13 protein-coding genes are annotated in these 16204 nt (G+C 68.4%); 9 read left to right on the forward strand and 4 right to left on the reverse strand.

The features are described from left to right. Positions 1-104: 104 nt before the first annotated feature. The 7 genes from LGR54_RS09235 (at position 105) to LGR54_RS09265 (ending at position 7432) form a co-directional block, all read left to right on the forward strand. Positions 105-1058, forward strand: coding sequence for a LysR family transcriptional regulator (locus LGR54_RS09235; protein ID WP_255607435.1), 954 nt, complete (start codon positions 105-107; stop codon positions 1056-1058). Between the two features lie 208 nt (positions 1059-1266). Next, positions 1267-2250: a TRAP transporter substrate-binding protein gene (locus LGR54_RS09240; RefSeq protein WP_230361681.1), complete on the forward strand. Its 984-nt coding sequence runs from the start codon at positions 1267-1269 to the stop codon at positions 2248-2250. After that, complete coding sequence (locus LGR54_RS09245) at positions 2247-2726, forward strand: TRAP transporter small permease subunit (RefSeq protein ID WP_230361682.1); 480 nt, start codon at positions 2247-2249, stop codon at positions 2724-2726. The genes LGR54_RS09240 and LGR54_RS09245 overlap by 4 nt, the downstream gene beginning before the upstream one ends. Positions 2727-2844: 118 nt before the next feature. Then, complete coding sequence (locus LGR54_RS09250; protein WP_214008233.1) at positions 2845-4131, forward strand: TRAP transporter large permease; 1287 nt, start codon at positions 2845-2847, stop codon at positions 4129-4131. 30 nt (positions 4132-4161) lie between these two features. After that, entirely contained in the window at positions 4162-5421 is a 1260-nt protein-coding gene (locus LGR54_RS09255; protein WP_230361683.1) for an aminotransferase class III-fold pyridoxal phosphate-dependent enzyme, read from the forward strand. Further along, positions 5418-6224 carry an SDR family NAD(P)-dependent oxidoreductase gene (locus LGR54_RS09260; protein ID WP_230361684.1) on the forward strand — a complete coding sequence of 269 codons (807 nt, stop codon included), beginning with the start codon at positions 5418-5420 and terminating at the stop codon, positions 6222-6224. Before LGR54_RS09255 ends, LGR54_RS09260 begins: the two co-directional genes overlap by 4 nt. A gap of 5 nt (positions 6225-6229) precedes the next feature. Beyond that, positions 6230-7432 (forward strand): MFS transporter, encoded by a 1203-nt coding sequence (locus LGR54_RS09265; protein ID WP_230361685.1) that lies wholly within the window; start codon positions 6230-6232, stop codon positions 7430-7432. A 10-nt stretch (positions 7433-7442) separates the two neighbouring features. Here LGR54_RS09265 and LGR54_RS09270 read toward each other — a convergent pair whose 3' ends face one another. Then, entirely contained in the window at positions 7443-7994 is a 552-nt protein-coding gene (locus LGR54_RS09270) for a cupin domain-containing protein (protein ID WP_230361686.1), read from the reverse strand. 183 nt (positions 7995-8177) lie between these two features. On the opposite strand from LGR54_RS09270, the gene LGR54_RS09275 reads away from it, so the two are divergent. Further along, complete coding sequence (locus LGR54_RS09275; RefSeq protein ID WP_230362075.1) at positions 8178-9458, forward strand: aspartate aminotransferase family protein; 1281 nt, start codon at positions 8178-8180, stop codon at positions 9456-9458. A gap of 24 nt (positions 9459-9482) precedes the next feature. On the opposite strand, the gene LGR54_RS09280 is transcribed toward LGR54_RS09275, so the two are convergent. Both LGR54_RS09280 and LGR54_RS09285 read right to left on the reverse strand, forming a co-directional pair. Next, complete coding sequence (locus LGR54_RS09280; protein WP_230361687.1) at positions 9483-12605, reverse strand: multidrug efflux RND transporter permease subunit; 3123 nt, start codon at positions 12603-12605, stop codon at positions 9483-9485. Between the two features lie 10 nt (positions 12606-12615). Next, a complete protein-coding gene (locus tag LGR54_RS09285) occupies positions 12616-13824 on the reverse strand; it encodes an efflux RND transporter periplasmic adaptor subunit (RefSeq protein WP_230361688.1) in 1209 nt (402 codons plus the stop codon). A 356-nt stretch (positions 13825-14180) separates the two neighbouring features. Here LGR54_RS09285 and LGR54_RS09290 point away from each other — a divergent pair, with 356 nt between their 5' ends. Next, the gene (locus LGR54_RS09290; RefSeq protein WP_230361689.1) at positions 14181-15209 is read left to right on the forward strand and encodes an aldo/keto reductase; all 1029 of its coding nucleotides are present in this window, start codon (positions 14181-14183) and stop codon (positions 15207-15209) included. An 83-nt stretch (positions 15210-15292) separates the two neighbouring features. Here LGR54_RS09290 and LGR54_RS09295 read toward each other — a convergent pair whose 3' ends face one another. Further along, positions 15293-16096 carry a MetQ/NlpA family ABC transporter substrate-binding protein gene (locus tag LGR54_RS09295; protein WP_230361690.1) on the reverse strand — a complete coding sequence of 268 codons (804 nt, stop codon included), beginning with the start codon at positions 16094-16096 and terminating at the stop codon, positions 15293-15295. Between the last annotated feature and the right edge of the window lie 108 nt (positions 16097-16204).

Below are 16204 nucleotides of genomic sequence, written 5' to 3' on the forward strand. Positions count from 1 at the left end.
CACCGGAAAAATGCGGTTAATTCGATCTTAAGGCGCCCCGGGCGCCGCGCTACTCTCCGCTCCCGGACAGGGGCTCCCGTGAAAAGGGGCCGCAGCGGGAGAGGATGGACGTGCGCCATTTCGAGAGCGACGCGCTGGCCGCGCTGATCGCCGTCGCCGATTTCGGCAGCTTCACCGCCGCTGCCGAGCATCTCGGCAAGACGCAGGCGGCGGTCAGCATGTCCGTGGCGCGGCTGGAGGAGCGGCTCGGCAAGAAGCTGTTCGAGCGTGGCCATCGCCGCGTCACCGCCACCGTCACCGGCGAGTGCCTGATCGGCTATGCCCGGCAGATCCAGTCGATCGAGGCCGAGGCGCTCGCCGCCGTCGCCGACCGGGTGACCGAGAGCCGGGTACGCCTCGGCATGCCCGACGATTTCATGGGCTCGATCGGCGAGGCGCTGTTGCACCGCTTCAGTCCGCAGAACCGCGCCGTCTATATCGACCTCTCCTGCGATTTCTCGCGCAAGCTGCGGCTGATGATGAACAATGGCGAGCTCGACGTCGCCATTGTCACCCAGGGGCCGGAGGACCCGCCGGACCAGGTGTTCCGCTATGAGCGGCAGGTCTGGTGCACCGGCCCGAACGGCTATCCCGAGCACGAGGACGTGCTGCGCCTCGCCATGTTCTCCGACGATTGCTCGGCCCGGCCGCGCGTCTTCGCCACGCTGGACCGTGCCGGCCGGCCCTGGCGGCTCGCGCACACCTCCTCGCATGTCAGCGGCATCCACCTTGCCGTCGCCTCCGGCAACATGCTCACCGTGCTGCCGGAATCAGCGGTGCCGGTCGGCTGGCGCTGCCTCGGCGAGGAAGACGGCCTGCCCGCTTTGCCGGCGCTGCCGCTGGTGCTGCTGGTCAGCCGCAGCGAGCGCCTCGCCGCCCGCCGGCTCGCCGCCTTCCTGCGCCGCGAATTCGCCCGGCCCTACGAGCCCGGCGTCGGTGCCGTCAGCTGGATCGAGACGCCGGAGCCGGCGCTCGCCGGCGCCACCCTTGTCGCCGCCACGAATAAAGCGGGCTTATGAAACCATAAGAACTTGTTGGCCCGCCCCCGTCCCTCGGCAATTGACGCTACGGGCGCCGCAGGACCACAGTGTCACCAACTCGTCATCGAGAGCCCGCCCAAGCGGTATTCCCTGCCGCCTAGGGATACGTCTCTCGCACAGAACGATATCAGGGCAGGAACTCCGAGGATTCATCTGATTTTGACGGGTGAGACATTTGGAGACGACTATGCGCATTGACCGCAGGACTTTCATTGCCGGCGTCGCCGCCGCCTCCACCTTCGCGATTACCGGGCGCGCCTCGGCCGCCACCACGCTGAAGGTGGCGCATTCCTCGCCCGAGGACAGCCTCATCCAGCAGGCTCTCGTGAAGTTCAAGGCCGATGTCGAGAAGTCGACCGGCGGCAGCGTGAAGGTGACGATCTTCGCCAACGGCCTGCTCGGCGACGAGGGCCCGGTCTGCGAGCAGGTCGGCGACGGCTCGATCGACATGGGACTCGGCGGCGTCATCGACGCCATCGACCCGCGCATGAGCGTGGTGTCCCTGCCCTTCCTGTTCGACAGCTTCGCCAAGGTCCACACCGTCCTCGACGGCCCGGTCGGCAAGGAAATCTACGCCATGGCCCCGCCGAAGGGCTACGAGATCATCGGCGCGCTGGATTCCGGCTTCCGCAGCTTCACCAATTCGAAGCACCCGATCGAGAAGCCGGCGGACATGGCCGGGCTGAAGATGCGCACCCCGCCGATCCCGGTCGCCATCGAGACCATCAAGACGCTGGGCGCGCTGCCGCAGGCCATTCCCTATGGCGAGGTCTACACCTCGCTGCAGAGCGGCGTGGTCGACGGCGCCGAGCCGGAGCTGCGCGATTTCTACGACGCCAAGTGGTACGAGGCGCAGAAGTATCTGTCGCTGTCCAACTACATGTGGATGGCCAACTGGTGGTACGCCAACAAGGCCAAGCTCGACAGCCTCTCCCCCACCGAGCGCAAGGCGGTCACCGACGCCGCCACCGCGACGCAGGGCTGGTACCGCACCGCCATCGCGGACTCCTATGCCGGCGTCATCGCCAAGCTGAAGGAGAAGGGGCTTCAGGTGAACCCCGTCGACACCGCGCCCTTCGCCGCCATGGTCGGCCCGGTCTACGAGACCTTCTCGAAGGAATACGGCGCCGATCTCGTGAAGTCGGTGCGCGACGCGGCGGCCAAGGCGTGAGCGCCCCCGCCGTGCCGGCTCGGACCGGGCTCGCCCGGTTCGGCCGCGCCGTGCATCTCGGCCTGAGCTGGGCCGGGATGCTAGCGCTCCTCGTGCTGCTGGTCTCCACCGGGCTCGGCGTGGTCGGTCGCTATTTCCACATCCAGGGCGTCACCTGGTCGTTCGAGATGCTGTCGATCATGTTCCTCTGGATCATCGCGGTCGGCACCGTGCTGGCCGAGGTGGTCGGCGAGAACGTCTCGGTGGACGGCACCAGCAGCGACCGCGGGCCGTTCTTCCGCACCTATCACGCGCTGGTGCTGCTGCTGGTCTCCGCCGCTCTCATCCGCAGCGGCTACGCGATGCTCGGGCGCACCGGCTACATGCCGACGCCGGTGATGCGCATCCCTTCCTGGACCATGCAGGGCATCGTCATCTTCATGGGCGTCGGCCTCGGCGCCATCGCGCTGCTGCGCCTGTTCCGAATCCTGCGCTAGGGCCTTTTCGAGCGAAGTGGATTCCGGTTCGCGTGAAGAAAATGTGTAAACTCAACGATCTGGATCGTTTCCGCGGTTCCATGAGGAGCGGAAACGATCCAGACGCCGAAAGATCCGCATGACCCTCCTCGTTCTCTTCGGCGTGTTCGCGCTCACGCTGTATTCCGGCGTGCCGGTCGCCTGGTCGATCGCCATGTCGGCGCTGGTCGTCATCACGGTCGGCCTGGTGCCGCTGCCGCCGGCCTGGTTCGCCCAGCAGGTGTTCAACGGCGCCAATTCCATCGCGCTCGCCGCCATCCCGCTGTTCCTCGTCGCCGGCGGCATCATGAACGAGGGCGGGCTGACGCGGCGCATCATCAATCTGTGCGACGACGTGTTCGGCCGCATCCGCGGCGGCCTCGGCCTCGTCAACGTCGCCACCTGCATGGTCTATGGCGGCATCACCGGCTCGGCCACCGCCGACACCGGCGCCGTCGGCTCGGTGATGATCCCCGCCATGACCGAGCGCGGCTACCCGAAGGACTTCTCCGCCGCGGTGACGGCGGCGGCCGGCACGCTCGGCATCATCATCCCGCCCAGCGTGGTGATGATCATGTACGGCGTCATCACCAATACCTCGATCGGCGGGCTGTTCGCCGCCGGCATCATCCCCGGCCTGATGCTCACCGTCACCTTCATGCTGACCGCCTACTGGGTCGGCGTGCGCGAGAACTTCCCCAAGTCGGAGACCACGCCGACCATCGCCTCCTTCTCCAGGCACCTGTTCCGCGCCCTGCCGGCGGTGCTGATGCCGGTCGGCGTGCTCGGCTCCATGCTCACCGGCATCGTCACCCCCACGGAAGCCGCCTTCGTGGCGGTGGTGTGGGCGCTGGTGGTCGGCGGCCTGCTCTATCGCGAGATCAGCTGGGGCAAGTTGTGGAAGGTCGGCGACGAGACGGTGAAGATGACCGGCGCCATCATGATCATCATGGCGGTGTCAGTGCCCTTCTCCTGGATCCTCACCGTGGAGGAGGTGCCGCAATGGACGGCGGGCCTGCTGCATGACCTCGGCGCCGGCTATGTCGTCACCACGCTGTTGATCATCCTGCTGCTCACCTTCGTCGGCACCTGGGCCGATCTCGGCCCGACGCTGATCATCCTCGCTCCCATCGTCCACCCCATCGGCCTCGAAGTCGGCCTGCAACCCTACCAGCTCGGACTGATCTTCGTGATCTCCGGCGGTATCGGGCTCTTCACCCCACCGGTGGGCACCAACATCTTCGTGGTCTGCAACATCGCCAAGATCGGGGTGAACCCGGTCACAAGGCGGCTGATCCCCTTCTTCATCAGCAGCAACATCTGCCTTCTGGTCGTCGCCTTCGTTCCGGCCACCACCGAATGGCTGCCCAAGCTTCTCGGATTCTGACAAGCCTCTGATATCACTGGAGTAAATGACATGGACGCACTGACGGTGCCGTTCGGCGTCTCGAGCAGCGCCCGCAAATTGCCGCTGCTCGACGGCAAGGGCTTCACGGTGTCCCGCAGCCACGGCGCGCGGCTCATCGATACGGAGGGCAACAGCTTCGTCGATTACGGCATGGCAATGGGCGCCAGCCTGATCGGCCACGGCCATCCCGACGTGATGGAGGCCTGCGTCAAGGCGCTGCACAATGGCCCGATGCCGGGATTCTCCAACGATATCGAGGAGTTGGCCGGCAAGGCGCTGGTCCGCATCGGCGGCGAGCGCGTCACCCGCGCCACCTTCGCCACCACCGGCACCGAGGCGGTGCACCTCGCCTGCCGCATCGCCCGCGCCGCCACCGGCAGGCGGCTGATGGCCAAGGCGGTCGGTGGCTATGATGGCTGGTTCGACCCGATCCGCTTCGGCCTGGTGGAATCCGCTGAAGCCGAGCGCACCAACGAACGCCCGGTCAAGGAAGGCACCACGCTGTTCCGGGTCAACGAAGTCGATGATATCGATCAGCTTTTCGACGAGATGGGCGACGATCTCGCCGCCATCCTCGTCGAGCCGATGCTCGGCAACACCGGCTGCCTCGTCCCCGAGCGCGCCTTTTTCGAGCACCTGAGCAAGCGGGCGCAGGAAAACGGCACGCTGATCATCGCCGATGAGGTGATGGTGGGCCTCAGGCGCGGCGTGAAGCTGGTGTCGGAAGAACTCGGCCTGACGCCGGACCTCGTCACCCTCGGCAAGGCCATCGGCAGCGGCGTGCCCGTCGCCGCCGTGCTCGGCACGCCCAAAGCGTTCGAAGTGGTGGAAAACGGCACGGTTCCTTGCTTCGGCACCTATCACGGCAACCCGCTGGTCGCCTCGGCGGTGCTGGCGACGATGAAGCTTTTGGAAGACGAGAGCCATTATACCCGGCTGTTCGACTGGGGCGCGGCGCTGCGGCGCGCGGCGGTCGAGGCCTTCGCCGCCGAGGGCATCACCGCCATCACCACCGGCTTCGACAGCGTGTTCTCGCTGTGGTTCACCGACCGCATGCCGCGCAACTATGACGAGGCCAGGACCAAGGTGCGGCCGGAAGCGACCCGACTGGTGAGCGACACGCTGCGCCGGCACGGCGTGGTCGGCCTGCCCTCGCCCTGGGGGCGCTACTTCATCTCCTTCGCCCATGGCGACAGCGAGATGGAAGTCACCGTGCCGGCCTTCCGCGCCGCCGCGCGCGCACTCGCCGCCTCGGGTTTCAAGGGATGAGCCCCGCCAGCGAGAACGCGCCGGTTCGCCTGCTGGTGACAGGCGCCAGCCGCGGCATCGGCGCGGCCATCGCGCTCAAGCTCGGGCGCCAGCACGGCGGGCGGCTGCGCATCGCCATCGCCGGCCGTTCCATCGGCGACGCCCTCGCCGGGGTGGCGGCCGAGCTCCGCGACCTCGGCGCCGACGTCACCACCCTCGCCGGCGACCTCGCCGACGCCTTGGTGCCGGAGCAGCTGGTCGCCGAGGCCTCGGCCTTCTGCGACGGGCTCGACGGCGTCGTCGCCAATGCCGGCATCACCGGTCCGGCGCCGCTGGCGACGCTCGATCCCGCCGAGTGGGACCGGCTGTTCGCGGTCAATGCCCGCGCGGTCTGGCTCATGGCAAAGGCGGCGCATCCGCACCTCGCCGCCAGCCACGGCGCCCTCGTCGCGGTGGCCTCGGCCTCCGGCATGGCGCCGCATCCCGGCATGGGTGCCTATTCGGCGAGCAAGGCGGCGCTGATCATGCTGTGCCGCCAGCTCGGGCAGGAATGGGCGCCGGCCGGGATCCGGGTGAACAGCGTCTCGCCCGGCATGATCCGCACCACGCTCACCGAGGCGATCTACCGCAACCCGGAGGTGGCGGCGGAGCGCAACCGCATCGTGCCGCTCGGGCGCGTCGGCGAGGCGGAGGACGTCGCCGGTACGGTGGCCTTCCTCCTCGGCCCGGATGCGGGCTTCATTGTCGGCCAGAACATCTGCATGGATGGCGGCTATACCGAATCCGCCCTCGGCCGCATTCCCGGCCTGCCGCGTTCGGCCTGAACCGAATGCCGACCAAGGACCTCGCCGTGCCGCCTTCCCCGACGGGCCGACAGATGCCGGCGTTGCTGCGCATCCTGCCGATCTCCTTCGTCAATTTCTGCACCTATCTCGGCGTCGGCGTGCCGCTGGCGATCCTGCCGGCCTATGTCATGCACCAGCTCGGCTACGGGCCCGTGCTGGCCGGCCTGTCGGTCAGCAGCCAGTTCCTCTCCACCGTGGTGACGCGCTCGCTCGCCGGGCGGATGTCGGACGCCATCGGCGCCCGCCGCACCGTGCTCTACGGCCTCGTCTCGGCACTGCTGGCCGGCCTGCTGCTTACCGGCGTGCCGTTCCTGACGGCGACGCCGCTGCTCGCCTATGCGGCCATTGTGGCCAGCCGGCTGCTGCTCGGCTTCGGCGAGAGCTGCTCCGGCACCGGCACCATCACCTGGAACATCGCCCGCGTCGGCACCGCCCATACCGCGCAAGTGATGTCCTGGGGCGGGGTCGCCGCCTATGGCGCCATCGCCGCCGGGGCGCCGCTCGGCGGGGTGGCCTATGCGGCGGGAGGCCTGTGGGCGGTCGGACTGGTCTCGACGCTGGCGGCGCTGCTCGGCCTCGCGGTGGCGTTGCTGCACGCCGAGACCCCGGTGATCGCCGGGGTGCGCGAGAAGGCCGGCCGCACGCTGGCGCTGGTGCTGCCCTTCGGCGCGGCGCTGACGCTCGGCGCCATCGGCTTCGGCGCGGTGGCAAGCTTTGGCGGGCTGATGTTCATCGCCGCCGGTTGGGATGGCGCCGCGCTGCTGGTCTCGGTGTTCGGCCTGTGCTTCGCCGGCTCGCGGGTGGTGTTCGGCGGCCAGATCGACCGCATCGGCGGCTTCCGCGTCGCCGCCATCGCCCTCGGGCTGGAGACGATCGGCCTGGTGCTGATCTGGCTGGCTCCGGCGCCGCTGCCGGCGCTGATCGGCGGCGCGCTGGCCGGCCTCGGCTTCGGCATGGTGTTCCCCTCGCTCGGCGTCGAGCTGATGAAGCGTGTGCCGGCTGCCAGCCGTGGCGGCGCGCTCGGCATCTACACCGTGTTCCTCGACCTGGCGCTCGCCATTACCGGGCCGCTGGCCGGGCTGGCGCTGGCCTGGTTCGACTATCCCGGCATCTTCGCCCTCTGCGCCGTCTGCGCGGCGGCGGGCATCGGCATGGTCTCACTCTGCCGGGCCCCGCGCGAGGTGTGAGGCCGGCCGCTCAGAAGGTCGGCGGCGTGCAGGCGCTCACCACCTCGCACGGCACCGGCCCGATGCAGCGGAAACGGTGCGGCCGCCGGCTCTCGAAATAATAGGCGTCGCCCGGTCCGAGCACCCGGCGCTCGCCGTCCACCGTCACCTCCAGCCGACCCGAGAGGATGATGCCGCCCTCCTCGCCGTCATGCACCAGCGGGATGACGCCGGTGTCGGCGCCGGGCTGGTAGCACTCCTTCAGGATCTGCAACGCCCGGCCGAAGGCGCTCTCGCCCACCTGGCGATAGGAAACCGCGCCCTTGCCGATCTCGGTCAGTTCGTCCTCGCGGTAGAACGCCTTCTTCGGCAGCGTCGGCGTCAGCCCGAAGAAATCCGCCATGCTGATCGGAATGCCGTCGAGGATGCGCTTCAGCGCCCCCACCGACGGGTTGCTGGTGTTGGATTCGATCAGCGAGATGGTCGAATTGGTCACCCCGGCCCGCCGGGCCAGCTCGCGCTGCGACAGCTTGTGCAGCTGGCGGACATAGCGGAGCCGCCCTCCGAGATCGTCCTCGACCATGCCGGTGTTTCACCCGTTGCGAATAGCGCAAATCCTTCGACACGACCGCCTATATATCAATGGCTTACCTCACGCCAGAAAAGGACTTGTTCCCCGCTGCCCATCGTGGCCAAGGTCGGCCTCCGCAAGAGGAGATCTTCCGTGAACATCCGCGCCAATACCCCATCCCTCGAAGCCTTCTGGATGCCGTTCACGGCGAACCGCCAGTTCAAGGCCGCGCCGCGCCTGCTCGCGGCCGCCGAGGGCATGTACTACACCAGCGACGACGGGCGTCGCGTGCTCGACGGCACCGCCGGGCTGTGGTGCGTCAATGCCGGCCACGGGCGGCGGCAGATCACCGAGGCGGTCCAGCGCCAGCTCTCCACCCTCGACTTCGCGCCCACCTTCCAGATGGGCCACCCCATCGCCTTCGACTTCGCCGAGCGGCTGGCTGCCATCGCCCCCGGCGGGCTCGACCGGGTGTTCTTCACCAATTCCGGTTCGGAATCGGTCGACACCGCGCTGAAGATCGCCATCGCTTATCAGCGCGCCATCGGCCAGGGCACCCGCACCCGGGTCATCGGCCGCGAGCGCGGCTATCATGGCGTCGGCTTCGGCGGCATCACCGTCGGCGGCCTCGTCAATAACCGCCGCGTCTTCCCGCTGCTGCCCGGCGCGGACCATCTGCGTCACACCCATGATCCGGCGCGCAACGCCTTCACCAAGGGCGGCCTGCCGGCGCATGGCGCCGAGCTTGCCGACGATCTTGAGCGCCTCGTCGCCCTGCACGGCGCCGAGACCATCGCCGCGGTGATCGTCGAGCCGATGGCCGGCTCCACCGGCGTGCTGCTGCCGCCCAAGGGCTATCTGGAGCGCCTGCGCGAGATCGCCACCCGCCATGGCATCCTGTTGATCTTCGACGAGGTCATCACCGGCTTCGGTCGCCTCGGCGCGCCGTTCGCCACCGATTATTTCGGCGTGACGCCCGACCTCGTGACCACCGCCAAGGGCATCACCAACGGCACCATCCCGATGGGCGCGGTGTTCGCCAGCCGCAAGGTGCATGACGGCCTGATGACCGGACCCGAGGCGGCCATCGAGCTGTTCCACGGCTACACCTATTCCGGCCACCCGGTGGCCTGCGCCGCCGGCATCGCAACGCTGGACGTCTATGCCGAGGAGGGCCTGCTCACCCGCGCGGCCGAGCTCGCTCCGCACTGGGAAGAGGCGCTGCATTCCCTGCGCGGCCTGCCCAACGTCGTCGACATCCGTACCATCGGCCTTGTCGCCGGTATCGAACTCGCCTCGCGAGAGGGCGCGCCGGGCGCCCGCGCCTATGACGTCTTCACCGACTGCTTCGAGAAGGGCCTGCTGATCCGCGTCACCGGCGACATCATCGCTTTGTCGCCGCCGCTGATCGCCGAGACCCAGCACATCGACGACCTCGCCTCGATGCTCGGCGACGCACTCAAGCGCGCCGCGTAAGCACCCGACACGGCCCGCTCCCGCTCACTCGGCGGGGGCGGGCTTGGCGTGCGCCGCCACCTGCTGCGTCGCCTGCGGCCCTCTGGCGAAGCGGCGCTGCAGCTTCGCCAGATAGATGTAGACCACCGGCGTCGTGTAGAGCGTCAGCACCTGGCTGAGCGCCAGTCCGCCGACCATGGCGTAGCCGAGCGGCTGGCGCAGTTCCGAGCCGGTACCCGTCCCCAGCATCAGCGGCACGCCGGCCAGCAGCGCCGCCATCGTGGTCATCAGGATCGGCCGGAAGCGCAGCCGGCACGCCTCGGCAATCGCGTCCTCCGCCGTCATTCCTCGCTCCCGCTCGCCGGCTATGGCGAAGTCGACCAGCATGATGCCGTTCTTCTTCACGATGCCGATGAGCAGAATGATGCCGATGATGCCGATAACCGACAGGTCGAAGCCGCCGGCCCACAGCGCCAGCAGTGCGCCGATGCCGGCCGAGGGCAACGTCGACAGGATGGTCAGCGGGTGGATGTAGCTCTCATAGAGCACGCCGAGGATGACATAGACCGCGAACAAGGCAGCCGCGATCAGGGCGGGCTCGCTGGCCAGCGCGCTCTGGAACACCTGCGCACTGCCCTGGAAGCTACCGGTGATCGTCGACGGCGCGCCGAGCCCGACCGAGGCGGCATTGATCGCCGCCACCGCCTCGCCGAGCGACACGCCCTGCTTCAGGTTGAACGACAGCGTCACCGCCGGGAACTGCGCCTGGTGCGACACCGACAGCGAGCCCACCGCATTGGAGTCGATCGACACGAAGGTGGAGAGCGGGATCGCCGCGCCGGAGCTCGGCGACTTCACATAGATCTGGTCGAGCGTGCCGATGTGCTTCTGCTGCTCCGGCGTCGCCTCGATGATCACCGAGTAGGAATCCAGCTGGGTGAAGTATTGCGTCGCCTGGCGCTGGCCGAAGGCATCGTTCAGCGTCGCGTCGATCAGCTCCGGCTGGATGCCGAAGCGGGCGGCGCGGTCGCGGTCGATGCTGATCTTCAGCTGCGGCGCGCTGCCCTGCTGGTCGCTGGTGACGTCGGTCAGCTCGGGCAGCTGGCGCAGCCGGGCCAGCAGCTTCGGCGCCCAGTTGTTCAGCTCGTCTAGATCGACGTCGGTCAGTGTGTACTGGTACAGCGCGCGCGAGATGCGCCCGCCGACGCTGATGTCCTGCGAGGGTTGCAGGAAGACATTGGCGCCGGAGACCTGCATCAGCTTCGGCCGCAGCCGGTCGATCACCTGCCGGGCATTGACGTCGCGCTCCTCGCGCGGCTTGAGTGCGATGAAGAACCGCCCGGTATTGGTGGTATTGGCGCCGCCAGCGCCGAGCATGGAGCCGAAGGCCGCCACCGCCGGATCCTTGGCGATCACCGCGCCGAGCGCGGTCTGCAACCGCTTCATCTCCTGCGGCGAGACATCCTGCGCCGCCTCGGAGAGGCCGGTGATGACGCCGATGTCCTGCGTCGGGAAGAAGCCCTTCGGCACCACGACGAACAGCCAGCCGGTGAGCGCGATGGTGGCGAAGAACACCATCAGCGTCAGGAAGCGGAAGCGCAGGGCGATGGCCAGCGTGCGCTCGTAGAAGCCGAGAATGCCGTCGAAGCCCGCCTCGACGAAGCGATAGAGCCGTCCGTGCTCGTGCGAGGGCGCCTTGAGGAAGCGCGAGCACAGCATCGGGGTCAGCGTCAGCGACACCAGCGCGGACACCGCGATGGCGGCGGTGACGGTGAGGGCGAATTCGCGGAACAGCCGCCCGACGATGCCGCCCATCAGGAGCAGCGGGATGAACACCGCCACCAGCGAGATCGAGATCGACAGCACGGTGAAGCCGATTTCCCGCGCGCCCTTCATCGCCGCCTGGAAGGCGGGCTCGCCCTCCTCCATGTGGCGGACGATGTTCTCCACCACCACGATGGCGTCGTCGACCACGAAGCCCACCGCGATGGTCAACGCCATCAGCGATAGGTTGTCGAGGCTGAAATCCAGCACGTACATCACCGCCGCCGAGCCGGCGAGCGAGATCGGCACCACCACCGCCGGGATCAGCGTCGCCCGGATGTTGCGCAGGAACAGAAGGATCACCAGCACCACCAGCGCGATGGTGATCCCGAGGGTGAACTGCACGTCCTCCACCGAGGCGCGGATGGTGGTGGTGCGGTCGACGATGGTGTCGATGGTGATGCCGGCGGGAATGATGCCGTCGAGCTTGGGCAGCGTCGCCTTGATGGCGTCGACGGTCTCGATGACGTTGGCGCCCGGCTGCTTGAAGATCAGCAGCACCACCGCGCGCTTGTCGGTGCTCCAGGCCGCGACATTGACGTTCTCCGGCCCCTCCACCGCCTGGCCGACGTCGCGCACGCGGATCGGCGCGCCGTTGCGATAGGCGAGGATGACGTCGTCATAGTCGGCCGGCTTCACCAGCTGGTCGTTGGCGGCGATGGTGAAGCTGCGCACCGCATTGTTGATCGTGCCCTTCGCCGCCAGCGCGGTGGAATTGGACAGGGTGGTGCGCACATCCTCGAAGGTCAGGCCGCTGGCGGCGAGCCGGGCGGGATCGAGCTGCACCCGCACCGCCGGCTTCTGCTCGCCGCCGATGACCACCTGCGCCACGCCCTGCACCTGCGACAGGCGCTGGGCCAGCACATTGTCGGCGAAGTCGTCCACCGCCGTCATCGGCATGGTGTCCGAGCGGGCGGCGAGGATCATGATCGGGCTATCGGCCGGATTGACCTTGCGGTAGCTCGGCGGCGAGGACAGGTCGTCCGGCAATTGCCGCTGCGCCGCGGTGATCGCGGCCTGCACGTCCTGCGCCGCCGCGTCGATGTTGCGGGTGAGGTCGAACTGCAGCGTGATCGAGGTCGAGCCCAGCGTCGAGGTCGAGGTCATCTGGTCGAGGCCGGCGATCTGGCCGAAGCGCCGCTCCAGCGGTGCGGCGACCGCCGAGGCCATGGTGTCCGGGCTGGCGCCGGGCAGGCTGGCCGAGACCTGCACGGTCGGGAAGTCGACCTGCGGCAGCGGCGCCACCGGCAGCAGCGGATAGGCGACCACACCGAGCACGGCGAGCGCCGCCATCATCAGCGAGGTGGCGATCGGGCGTTCGATGAAGGGGGCCGAGAGGTTCACGCTGCCGTCCTCACTGGGTGACCTTGCCGCTCTCGCTCTCGGCGAGATGGGCGGCAGGCTTGTCCTTGCTCTCGACGATGGCGACCTTGGCGTTCGGGCGCAGCCGGTATTGGCCGTCGACGATGATGCGGTCGCCATCGGCGAGGCCGCTGGTCACCACGGTGACGCCGCCGGCGACCCGCCCGGTCTCGATCGGCTTCACCGTGGCGGTGTCGCCGTCGCCGAGCACCCAGGCGAACAGCCCGTCGGGGCCACGCTGCACCGCCGCCACCGGCATGGTCAGCGCGTCCTTCACCGTGTCCACGGCGAGGTTCACATGCACGAAGGCGCCGGGCCACAGCCGCTCGTCCTCGTTGGGGAACACCGCCTTGAGCTTCAGCGTCGCGGTGGCGGCGTCGATCTGGTTGTCGACCACCGCCAGCGTCCCGGTGCCGAGCACGGTGCCGTCGTCGCGCGCCGCCACCGCCGTCACCGGCCCGCGCGCGGCGGCCTGCTGGACCGCGTCGAGATCCTTTTCCGGCAGGGAGAAGATGACCGAGATCGGCTTCAGCGTCGTCAGCACGGCGATCGCCGTGCTGTCGCTGGAATGCACGATATTGCCGGCGTCGAGCTGGCGCATGCCCATCCGCCCGTCGACCGGGGCGGTCACGATCGTGTAGTCCAGATTGGTCTGCGCGGTCTCGATCGCGGCCTCGTCGGCGACGATGGAGGCCTTCAGCCCATCGACGGTCGCCTGCTGCTGGTCCACCGATTGCCGGCTGGCATAGTCCTTCTGCACCAGCTGCGAATAGCGCGTGAGATCCGCTTCGGCGCCCTTCAGCTGGGCTTCGTCCTTGGCCTTGGCGGCACGCGCCTGGTCGAGGCTCGCCTGCGCCAGCCGTGGGTCGAGCTTGGCCAGCACGTCGCCGGCCTTCACGTTCTGTCCCTCGGTGAAATTCACCGATTGCAGCGTGCCGTCGACCCGCGCATGGATATTCACCGTCTGCGAGGCCTGCACGGTGCCGAGCCCGTTCAGCACCACCGGCACGTCGCGCCGCTCCACCGCCGCGACATGGACATGCACCATCGGCACCCTCGGCGCGGTCGCCGTCTGGGCCGGCTCGGCTGGCTTCACCCGGCTTTCGCGCCAGGCATAGGCCCCTCCGCCAAGCACCGCCGCCACGATCAGCAAGGGGACGGCAAGGCGTCCTCTGCGAGGCGGCCTGGTTGCAGTCTCCATCATTTCACTCCGCTGGCGCTCCGTCGTCAGCGCCATTGTGCCCCGTGGCAAGGCTGAAAGTGTAATTAAATCTTGTTTAGTTTCAGGACGTTACGTAAGCTGTGACCCGTTTGCACCGTCGTGTTCCGCCCCTTCGCCTCTCCGTTTGCGCAGCATGCGGCTAAGCCCTTCGGATCGCTCGGCGATCGCCGTAGCCTGGCTGTCATGGCCGCCCGCGATCATGCAGGCGTGAAAGCGGCGGTGCCGCCGACGGCCTATGATTTTACGGCGCGACCCCGCCCGGCATCCGTCGGCCCCGCGCGGCCTCGCGCGGCCCCGCTCCGCTCCGGGGCCTGCCCTCTCGAAAGGTACATTCCATGCGCTACCACACGCTCGGCCCATCGGGCCTGCTGGTCTCCGAGATCTGTCTCGGCACCATGACCTTCGGCGGCAAGGGCGGCATCTGGACCGCCATCGGCGATCTTGACCAGCAACTGGCCGACGGCATTGTCGCCCGCGCCCTCGAGTCGGGGGTGAACTTCATCGACACCGCCGACGTCTATTCCGAGGGCCTGTCGGAGGAGATCACCGGCCGGGCGATGCGCAATTCCGGCCGCCCGCGCAGCGATGTCGTGCTCGCCACCAAGGTGCTCGGGCAGATGGGGCCGGCGGTGAACGACCGCGGCGCCTCGCGCGGCCACATCATGGACGGCGTCAAGGCCAGCCTGAAGCGGCTCGGCACCGACTATATCGACCTCTACCAGATCCACGGCCTCGACCCCGTCACCCCGATCGAGGAGACCATGCGGGCGCTGGAGGACCTCGTGCGCCACGGCCATGTCCGCTATGTCGGGCTGTCGAACTGGTCGGCCTGGACGATCATGAAGGCGCTCGGCATCGCCGACCGGCATGGCTGGGTGCGGCCGGTGACGCTGCAGGCCTATTACACCATCGCCGGCCGCGACCTCGAGCGCGAGATCGCGCCGCTGCTGGAGGCCGAGCGGCTCGGGCTGATGGTGTGGAGCCCGCTGGCCGGCGGCCTCTTGTCCGGCAAATACGACCGTGCCGGCAACGGCCCGCAGGGTTCGCGGCGGGTGTCCTTCGATTTCCCGCCGGTGAACCGCGACCGCGCCTTCGACTGCATCGATACCATGCGCGTCATCGCCGAGGCGCACGGCGTCTCGGTGGCGCGGGTGGCGCTCGCCTATGTGCTGGCCAAGCGCTTCGTGATGTCGATCATCGTCGGCGCCCGCTCGGTGGAGCAGCTCGACGACAACATCGCCGCCACCGAGCTCAGGCTGACGCCGGAAGAGATCGCGGCGCTCGACGAGGTCAGCGCCCTGCCGGCGGAATATCCCGGCTGGATGATCGAACGGCAGGACCGGCGTCCCACCGATCCCCGCTGAGACGGAAACGACAGGCAGGAGACGCGCCCAACCCAGCCCGGGAGACCCGGATCGGGCGCGCTCCTCGGCGACCCGCCTGCGGCTCACCACGCCGGCAGGATGGCGCCCTTGAAGCGGGTGAGCAGGAAGTCCTTCACCTCCTGCGACTGGTAGGCCTTCACCAGCTTCGCCACCGCCGGCTTGCTCTCGTCGCCGGCGCGCACGGCGATGAAGTTGCCATAGGGGTTGTCGGTGCGGCTTTCCTGGATCAGCGCGTCCTTGCGCGGGTCGAGCTTGGCGCCGAGCGCGTAATTGGTGTTGATCACCGCGCCGTCGAGGTCGGCGATCTGCTTGGGCAGCAGCGCCGCGTCGAGCTCGCGCAGCTTCACCTTCTTCGGGTTGCCGGTGACGTCGAGCACGGTCGGCTGCAGGCCCTTGCCCGGCGCCAGGGTGATCAGGCCGTTGGTGGCCAGCAGGTTCAGCGCCCGCCCGCCATTGGACGGGTCGTTGGGAATGCCGATCTCGGCGCCCTCGCGCAGGTCCTTGAAGTCCTTGATCTTCACCGAATAGAAGCCGATCGGCTCGACGATGGTGAAGCCGGCCGGCACGATCTTGTAGCCGCGCGAGGCGATCTGCGCGTCGAGATAGGGCTTGTGCTGGAAAGCGTTGGCGTCGAGGTCGCCGCGCGACAGCGCCTCGTTGGGCAGGGTGTAGTCGGAGAAGGTGACGACCTCGATGTCGAGCCCGTCCTTCGCCGCCACTTTCTTGGCGACCTCGGCGATCTCCTCCTCGTCGCCGCCGATCACCCCGAGCTTCACCTTGTCGGCGGCATGGGCGGGCAGGATGGCGAAGGCGGCGAGCGTCGCGCCGAGGCCAAGGCCGAGCCAGCGGCGGGAAAGGGCGGTCATGACAGTCACTCCTGGATCACGGGAGGCGCCCGTGGCGCCGGTCACCTCAGCTAGGCGGCACGGGCGGCAATAGTCTATTGAATTTATGGAATACAAGATATGCATAAT

It is taken from the genome of Ancylobacter sp. Lp-2, assembly GCF_020523795.1.
Classification (GTDB): Bacteria; Pseudomonadota; Alphaproteobacteria; order Rhizobiales; family Xanthobacteraceae; genus Ancylobacter.

Bases quoted from the DNA above. Each gene is read 5' to 3' on its own strand.
- LGR54_RS09235 (WP_255607435.1), top strand. From the start codon at position 105: ATGGACGTGCGCCATTTCGAGAGCGACGCGCTGGCCGCGCTGATCGCC.
- LGR54_RS09240 (WP_230361681.1), top strand. From the start codon at position 1,267: ATGCGCATTGACCGCAGGACTTTCATTGCCGGCGTCGCCGCCGCCTCC.
- LGR54_RS09250 (WP_214008233.1), top strand. From the start codon at position 2,845: ATGACCCTCCTCGTTCTCTTCGGCGTGTTCGCGCTCACGCTGTATTCC.
- LGR54_RS09255 (WP_230361683.1), top strand. From the start codon at position 4,162: ATGGACGCACTGACGGTGCCGTTCGGCGTCTCGAGCAGCGCCCGCAAA.
- LGR54_RS09260 (WP_230361684.1), top strand. From the start codon at position 5,418: ATGAGCCCCGCCAGCGAGAACGCGCCGGTTCGCCTGCTGGTGACAGGC.
- LGR54_RS09265 (WP_230361685.1), top strand. From the start codon at position 6,230: ATGCCGACCAAGGACCTCGCCGTGCCGCCTTCCCCGACGGGCCGACAG.
- LGR54_RS09270 (WP_230361686.1), bottom strand. From the start codon at position 7,994: ATGGTCGAGGACGATCTCGGAGGGCGGCTCCGCTATGTCCGCCAGCTG.
- LGR54_RS09275 (WP_230362075.1), top strand. From the start codon at position 8,178: ATGCCGTTCACGGCGAACCGCCAGTTCAAGGCCGCGCCGCGCCTGCTC.
- LGR54_RS09285 (WP_230361688.1), bottom strand. From the start codon at position 13,824: ATGGAGACTGCAACCAGGCCGCCTCGCAGAGGACGCCTTGCCGTCCCC.
- LGR54_RS09290 (WP_230361689.1), top strand. From the start codon at position 14,181: ATGCGCTACCACACGCTCGGCCCATCGGGCCTGCTGGTCTCCGAGATC.
- LGR54_RS09295 (WP_230361690.1), bottom strand. From the start codon at position 16,096: ATGACCGCCCTTTCCCGCCGCTGGCTCGGCCTTGGCCTCGGCGCGACG.